We start from the raw sequence: 5,513 nt of genomic DNA on the forward strand, positions 1-5,513 counted from the left end.
TGCGCAACCTCTTCATCGGCTCAACAACAACCGAGATGATCCGGTCCTGCAAAGTGCCGGTCGTACTGTTTCGCTGAGAACGAACGGGCGGGCCGTTTGCCCGCCCTCCTATTCGGAGGGACATCATGAAGACCATCGAGGATCCGGCCGTTCTGGAAGCGTTTAAGAAACGCCTTAGGGAAGAACTGATCGAGACGGTTCGGCTGATCGATGAAAGCCGGGAATACTGTGTGCCTGTTGAGCTGGACCAGCAGAGCGTGGGCAGGCTTTCCCGTATGGACGCGTTGCAAAGGAAAGCCATGGCCGAGGACATCACGCGGCGCCGTCAGTACCGTAAGATCGCGATGGAACAAGCTATATCCCGGATTCGCGATGGCGAGTTCGGATATTGTGCCGAATGTGGTGAAGCGATCACCGTTCGACGGCTGGAGGTCGATCCAACCTTCGTTGCCTGCGTACGCTGTGCGCCTTAGATGACATTCCCAAGATATGAGATTTGGAAGGAGTGATTATGTCGCGACAACAGCAGACATACTTTTTAGTTGATGGAAGTCACTACGACCGCTTGCGATCGGTATTTGAGACCCCTCTTGATCTGAAAAAGCTGGCAGTTGTTGCCAGCGGAGGCTCAGCGATCAGCCAAGCGAACTATTATCGTGACGCCCGCGACGACGATGAAGCTGAACGCCTGCGCTCCCTGTTTGGATGGCTGGAGCACAACGGCTTTGCCATCAAAGGCCGCACCCATAAGCAGGGTGAGCCACGCGAACGATATGGTACCAACCTCGTTCAGATCGCAGTTGATGCGATTCTTCTCGCTGAACCGGGCGACCATGTTGTGCTCGTCGCTGGTGACGCGAAGCTTCTGCCAATGCTTGAGGTATTACGCGACTACGACATCAAGGTGACGTTGATCTCTACCTTAAACGCCCCCAATACCATTGCGCCGCCGTCGATTCTCATAAAAGCAGCGAACAGTTTCGTCGAACTGGCTACTTTGGTTGGGGAATTGGCGGTAGAGAAATCAGGCTCAAGGTCATCGGAAAAAGACTAACTACGGTTCACGCAGGGTCTGGTGCCGCGCTAATGCTTGTTGCAATGGCAAGTCCAATCCCTTCCCCATAATCTTGAAACGTCCCGGCTCTCGGCCTCGGGCGGGCACCGCTTTGGATGACGAGAAATGGTCCGGTCCTACATTGGGTTCGCCAAGGTCAACTGGCAGCAACTCCTGTTCGGCGCCCTTCTAATGGCGCTCTCTAGCTTTGGGCAGACCTATTTTGTCTCGGTGTCTGGCTCGTACTTCCGTGAAACTTTCATCCTTAGCGACGGTGGCCTCGGGGCAACCTATGCAGCTGGTACCTTGCTTAGCGCATTGACCCTGACCTGGGCTGGCCGGTTGATCGACTACACGACCGTGCGCCGCTTCACATGGTGCGTGGCCTTGCTTCTCGCCACGGCTTGTGTTCTCGTTGCCGTTAGTTCTAATTTCGTCATGCTCGCGGTTGCCTTCTATTTTTTACGTCTTGGTGGACAGGGGTTGATGACGCACACCGCATTGACTGCGACGGCGCGCGCATTCCCTCAGGATGCCGGAAAGGCGCTCAGTCTCATCGCGCTTGGTCTATCCGTTGCACAAGGCCTTTTTCCGATCGCCGGAGTGACTATGATGGAACATTTTGGCTGGCGCACCGCCTGGATGATCAACGCGGGTCTCGTTGTCGCCGGCGTATCGGTCGCCTTGCTGTTTCTGCCACGACAAGGCGACCAGGCAATTCGCAGCCGGAAAGATAAGCCTCGCAAAGGCGATGAGAAGGCCAAGGCACTCTGGTGCGATGCACGGCTCCTGCTGACACTGCCCGCATTGCTCGCGGGACCGTTCATTGTCACCGGCTTTTTCTTTCATCAGGCGCGTCTTGCCGAGCAGAAGGGCTGGGACATTTCCACGGTTGCCGCAAGCTTTGCCGCCTTTGCCATCGCCCAGGCGATCGCCTTGGTCGTCACTGGACCTATCATTGACAGAATAGGACCGAAGAGTCTGCTATCCGTATTTTTGTTACCGCTGGCCCTAGCAATGCTTGTTCTCGGTCTTGTTAGCGCACCATGGATAGCGCCCGTCTACATGATTTTCATGGCAGTTTCGATGGCTCTTGGTTCTACGCTGGCGACAGCTCTCTGGGTCGATCTGTTTGGAACGCGAGAACTCGCCCGCGTGCGCTCTTCTGTCGAGGCGGGGATGGTTGTCGCCAGCGGAGCGTCACCAATCATGATGGGCCTGTTGATTGACGCCGGGATCCCTCTTACTTGGCAAGCGCTCGGGTGCTGCGTTTACACGTTGACTGCGTCTGCGTTGACACTGAAGGGAAGGCTTAAGTCGACTGAGAAAGTTGCTCACGATATATGAAAAAGTCACAACGATTTTATCCTTAAAATTGATGCGACTCAAGCCAGCACAGATAACTTCATCCCGTAACTCGTCGCTTTTCGGATAGTTGGATGCCGGTTTCGCTGGCTATCAACGGAATTCCTGAATATAATGAACACTATGGCGTGTGCTGCGTGCGCCAGGGCTTCCCCCTATTACGGAGAACAAGAAAAACTCTTAAAACAGAGGACGCCGACCTATGTCTAAACTTCAACCAGCCCGCCCGTTGCGTGGCCGTATCAACTCGACCCTTCGTCAGTTTCTCGACAATGAGGCGTCCGGCGGGCTCGTGCTTATGGGCGTGGCGCTGTTGGCAATCATCGTTGCCAATTCACCTCTCGCCGATAGCTATTTTGCCGCACTGCACGTCTATCTTGGCCCTTTGAGCATTCAGCATTGGATCAACGATGCGCTGATGGCTGTGTTTTTCCTGCTGGTCGGCCTCGAGATCAAGCGCGAGATGCTGGATGGACAACTGTCGAGCTGGAGCCGCCGTGTCTTGCCAGGCGCTGCTGCTGCCGGTGGCATGGTGGTCCCGGCCCTGATCTACGTCGCCTTCAACTATGACAATCCGGCGGCCCTGCGTGGCTGGGCCATTCCGTCGGCAACCGACATCGCATTCGCCCTTGGTGTCCTCTCACTTTTGGGACCAAAAGTGCCCGCCTCCCTGAAGATCTTTCTCGCAACGCTCGCGATCATTGATGACTTGGGTGCGGTGATCGTCATTGCCCTTTTCTACACCGCCGATGTCAACCTGTACGCGCTGGCGGGCGCTGCCCTTGTCGTTGCAAATCTGGTGATCTTCAATCGCCTCGGTGTGATGCGCCTGTGGCCATTCCTGGTCCTCGGCGCCGTGCTATGGGTGCTGGTCCTCATGTCTGGCATTCACGCAACGCTGGCCGGCGTCATCCTGGCGCTGACGATACCAATTCGCCTCACGCCTGGAACCCCCGAAGCGTCGCCTGCGGTATCTCCGCTCCACAAGCTGGAGCACGCATTGCACAAACCTGTCGCCTTCCTGATCGTCCCGATCTTCGGTTTCGCAAATGCCGGGGTTTCCTTCACGGGCGTGACACCGGCGACCCTGGTCGATCCATTGACCCTTGGTGTCGGCGCAGGCCTCGTCGTGGGAAAGCTGATTGGCATTTTCGGCATTGTCGTGATCATGGTTCGAACTGGACTGGCAGAGCTGCCGGCAGCCGCAAGCTGGGGTCAGACACTCGGCGTATCGCTGCTTTGCGGTATTGGCTTCACGATGAGCCTCTTCATCGGACTGCTGGCATTCGAAGATCCTGACATGCAGGATCGGGTAAAGTTTGGCATTCTCGGCGGCTCAATCATTGCGGGCCTGAGCGGATACATCTTGCTGAGGCTGTCCGATCGACGGGTGCCGGAGCTCAAGGCCGCCTGAAGCAGGCCGAAAGCCTCTTGCCATTTCCGCATTGCGTCCTCCTTGAGCCCGGATCCTCGCCCCTCCAGCATGGGAGATTGAACAATCTCGAATACGCGTAATCTCTATAGCGACTTTTTGCGGCAGGTCATCGTCGAACACATCTGTTTCTACTGCGGCATGAATGCCGAGACGATCGACACCAACATTCCAAGCGCCGCCTTTGGCATGATCTTTCAGGTGACTCGCACGATTGGACGTGATCCGGATGTCCCAATCTGCCGTGAATGCAACCGCTTGTCAGCAGATGTCGCATTCCGGACGCCAGAGCAGAAACGTCGCCACATTCGTCGCGGCTTGCTTTCCCGCCATGGATCTCACCTCAATGTTGGACTTGCCCGGATAAAATGGAGGGATTTTCTGTTAACATTTGAGTCAACAGGAGAACCCTATGAGTAAAAGCAAACGCCCCGTTATTACGGATGATTTCAAGAAGGAGGCCGTCCGGTTGATTGCAACTAGCGGGCGGACAATCAGCCAGGTCGCGGCAGACCTTGGTGTTGGGCTCTCTACACTGGCGCGCTGGAAACGGCAGTTTCATGAGGCAGATCTTCTGTCTGGACCACACGAGGATGTGACTAAAGAATTGGTGCGACTGCGTAAGGAAAACGAGATCCTTCGGCAGGAACGCGAGATATTAAAACGCGCTGCAACTTTTTTCGCCAAGGAGGGAAGTCGATGAGGTTTAAATTCATCGATGATGCGAAGAAGGAATTCCCCGTCTGTCGGCTCTGCTCAGTTCTTAGTGTCAGTGAAAGTGGCTATTTTGCATGGAGAGGACGTCCAGCCAGTTCCCGGCAGAATAGGGATATGATCTTATTGGCCCATATACGCTCTCAGTTTAAGGCATCGCATGAAACCTACGGATCTCCACGCATGCATGTGGAACTCCAGGAGGCTGGTATTAATGTTGGCCGTCATCGCGTTGCCAGGCTTATGAGGGATAATAAGCTGAAAGCCTTACAAAAACGGCGCTACAAGAAGACAACAGACAGCAACCATAGTGGTCTCATTGCCCCCAACCTTCTTGATCAGGACTTTGCATGCACTGGCCCAGATCAGAAATGGGGTGTTGATATCAGCTATATCTGGACCGCTGAGGGCTGGCTTTATCTGGCAATTGTGCTGGATTTATTCTCACGGCGTATTGTTGGATGGGCAACAAGTGACAGGCTCAAAAAAGATCTGGCATTGACGGCTTTAAATCGTGCGATTGCTCTTCGCAGGCCACCCGCCGGGCTGATCCAGCATTCGGACAGGGGCAGCCAATATTGTTCTTATGACTATCGAGAACGATTGGCCAGTCACGGCATCGTCGCATCAATGAGCGCTAAAGGGAATTGTTATGATAATGCGATGGTCGAAGCCGTATTTAAAACAATCAAATCAGAGATGGTCTGGCGTACGAGTTTCCAAACGCGAGCGGTTGCTGAAAAAGCCCTTGGCCGATACATTGATGGCTTCTATAATCCAATCCGGCGACATTCAGCGCTCGGATATAAGTCGCCAATAGCATTCGAGGCCAACAACGCATTCGCTGAGTGAAAGTCTCTCCACTAAAGCGGGGCATGTGTGGACGGCCTCCGTTTGGCAAGATGTTTTTTGATATTTCTGACAAGCTGGTCGAGTGCAGGCATGTGT

Annotated in this window: 6 protein-coding genes; all 6 read left to right on the forward strand. The window is 54.6% G+C overall.

Annotated elements, in window-relative coordinates:
- Positions 1-125: 125 nt before the first annotated feature.
- The 6 genes from JNC80_RS19715 to JNC80_RS19740 all read left to right on the forward strand — a co-directional run bounded on the left by JNC80_RS19715 (position 126) and on the right by JNC80_RS19740 (position 5,417).
- Entirely contained in the window at positions 126-473 is a 348-nt protein-coding gene (locus JNC80_RS19715; protein ID WP_376711380.1) for a TraR/DksA family transcriptional regulator, read from the forward strand.
- 38 nt (positions 474-511) lie between these two features.
- A complete protein-coding gene (locus tag JNC80_RS19720; protein ID WP_376711381.1) occupies positions 512-1,054 on the forward strand; it encodes an NYN domain-containing protein in 543 nt (180 codons plus the stop codon).
- A 126-nt stretch (positions 1,055-1,180) separates the two neighbouring features.
- On the forward strand, positions 1,181-2,401 hold the full coding sequence (locus JNC80_RS19725) for an MFS transporter (RefSeq protein WP_376711382.1): 1,221 nt from the start codon (positions 1,181-1,183) through the stop codon (positions 2,399-2,401).
- 220 nt (positions 2,402-2,621) lie between these two features.
- Positions 2,622-3,833 (forward strand): Na+/H+ antiporter NhaA, encoded by a 1,212-nt coding sequence (gene nhaA / locus JNC80_RS19730; RefSeq protein ID WP_376711383.1) that lies wholly within the window; start codon positions 2,622-2,624, stop codon positions 3,831-3,833.
- A gap of 117 nt (positions 3,834-3,950) precedes the next feature.
- Positions 3,951-4,271, forward strand: coding sequence for a hypothetical protein (locus tag JNC80_RS19735; RefSeq protein WP_376711384.1), 321 nt, complete (start codon positions 3,951-3,953; stop codon positions 4,269-4,271).
- A protein-coding gene (locus JNC80_RS19740; RefSeq protein WP_376711385.1) for an IS3 family transposase occupies positions 4,264-5,417 on the forward strand; the annotation gives its coding sequence in 2 pieces (ribosomal slippage) (positions 4,264-4,525 and positions 4,525-5,417; 1,155 coding nt in all). The genes JNC80_RS19735 and JNC80_RS19740 overlap by 8 nt, the downstream gene beginning before the upstream one ends.
- Positions 5,418-5,513 lie beyond the last annotated feature (96 nt).

The sequence above is a fragment of the Pseudochrobactrum lubricantis genome, from assembly GCF_041929865.1.
In the GTDB taxonomy this organism is placed as follows: Bacteria; Pseudomonadota; Alphaproteobacteria; order Rhizobiales; family Rhizobiaceae; genus Pseudochrobactrum; species Pseudochrobactrum saccharolyticum.

What these genes read in the sequence shown, in the direction of transcription:
- JNC80_RS19715 (WP_376711380.1), top strand. Translation starts at nt 126, where the DNA reads ATGAAGACCATCGAGGATCCGGCCGTTCTGGAAGCGTTTAAGAAACGC.
- JNC80_RS19720 (WP_376711381.1), top strand. Translation starts at nt 512, where the DNA reads ATGTCGCGACAACAGCAGACATACTTTTTAGTTGATGGAAGTCACTAC.
- JNC80_RS19725 (WP_376711382.1), top strand. Translation starts at nt 1,181, where the DNA reads ATGGTCCGGTCCTACATTGGGTTCGCCAAGGTCAACTGGCAGCAACTC.
- nhaA (WP_376711383.1), top strand. Translation starts at nt 2,622, where the DNA reads ATGTCTAAACTTCAACCAGCCCGCCCGTTGCGTGGCCGTATCAACTCG.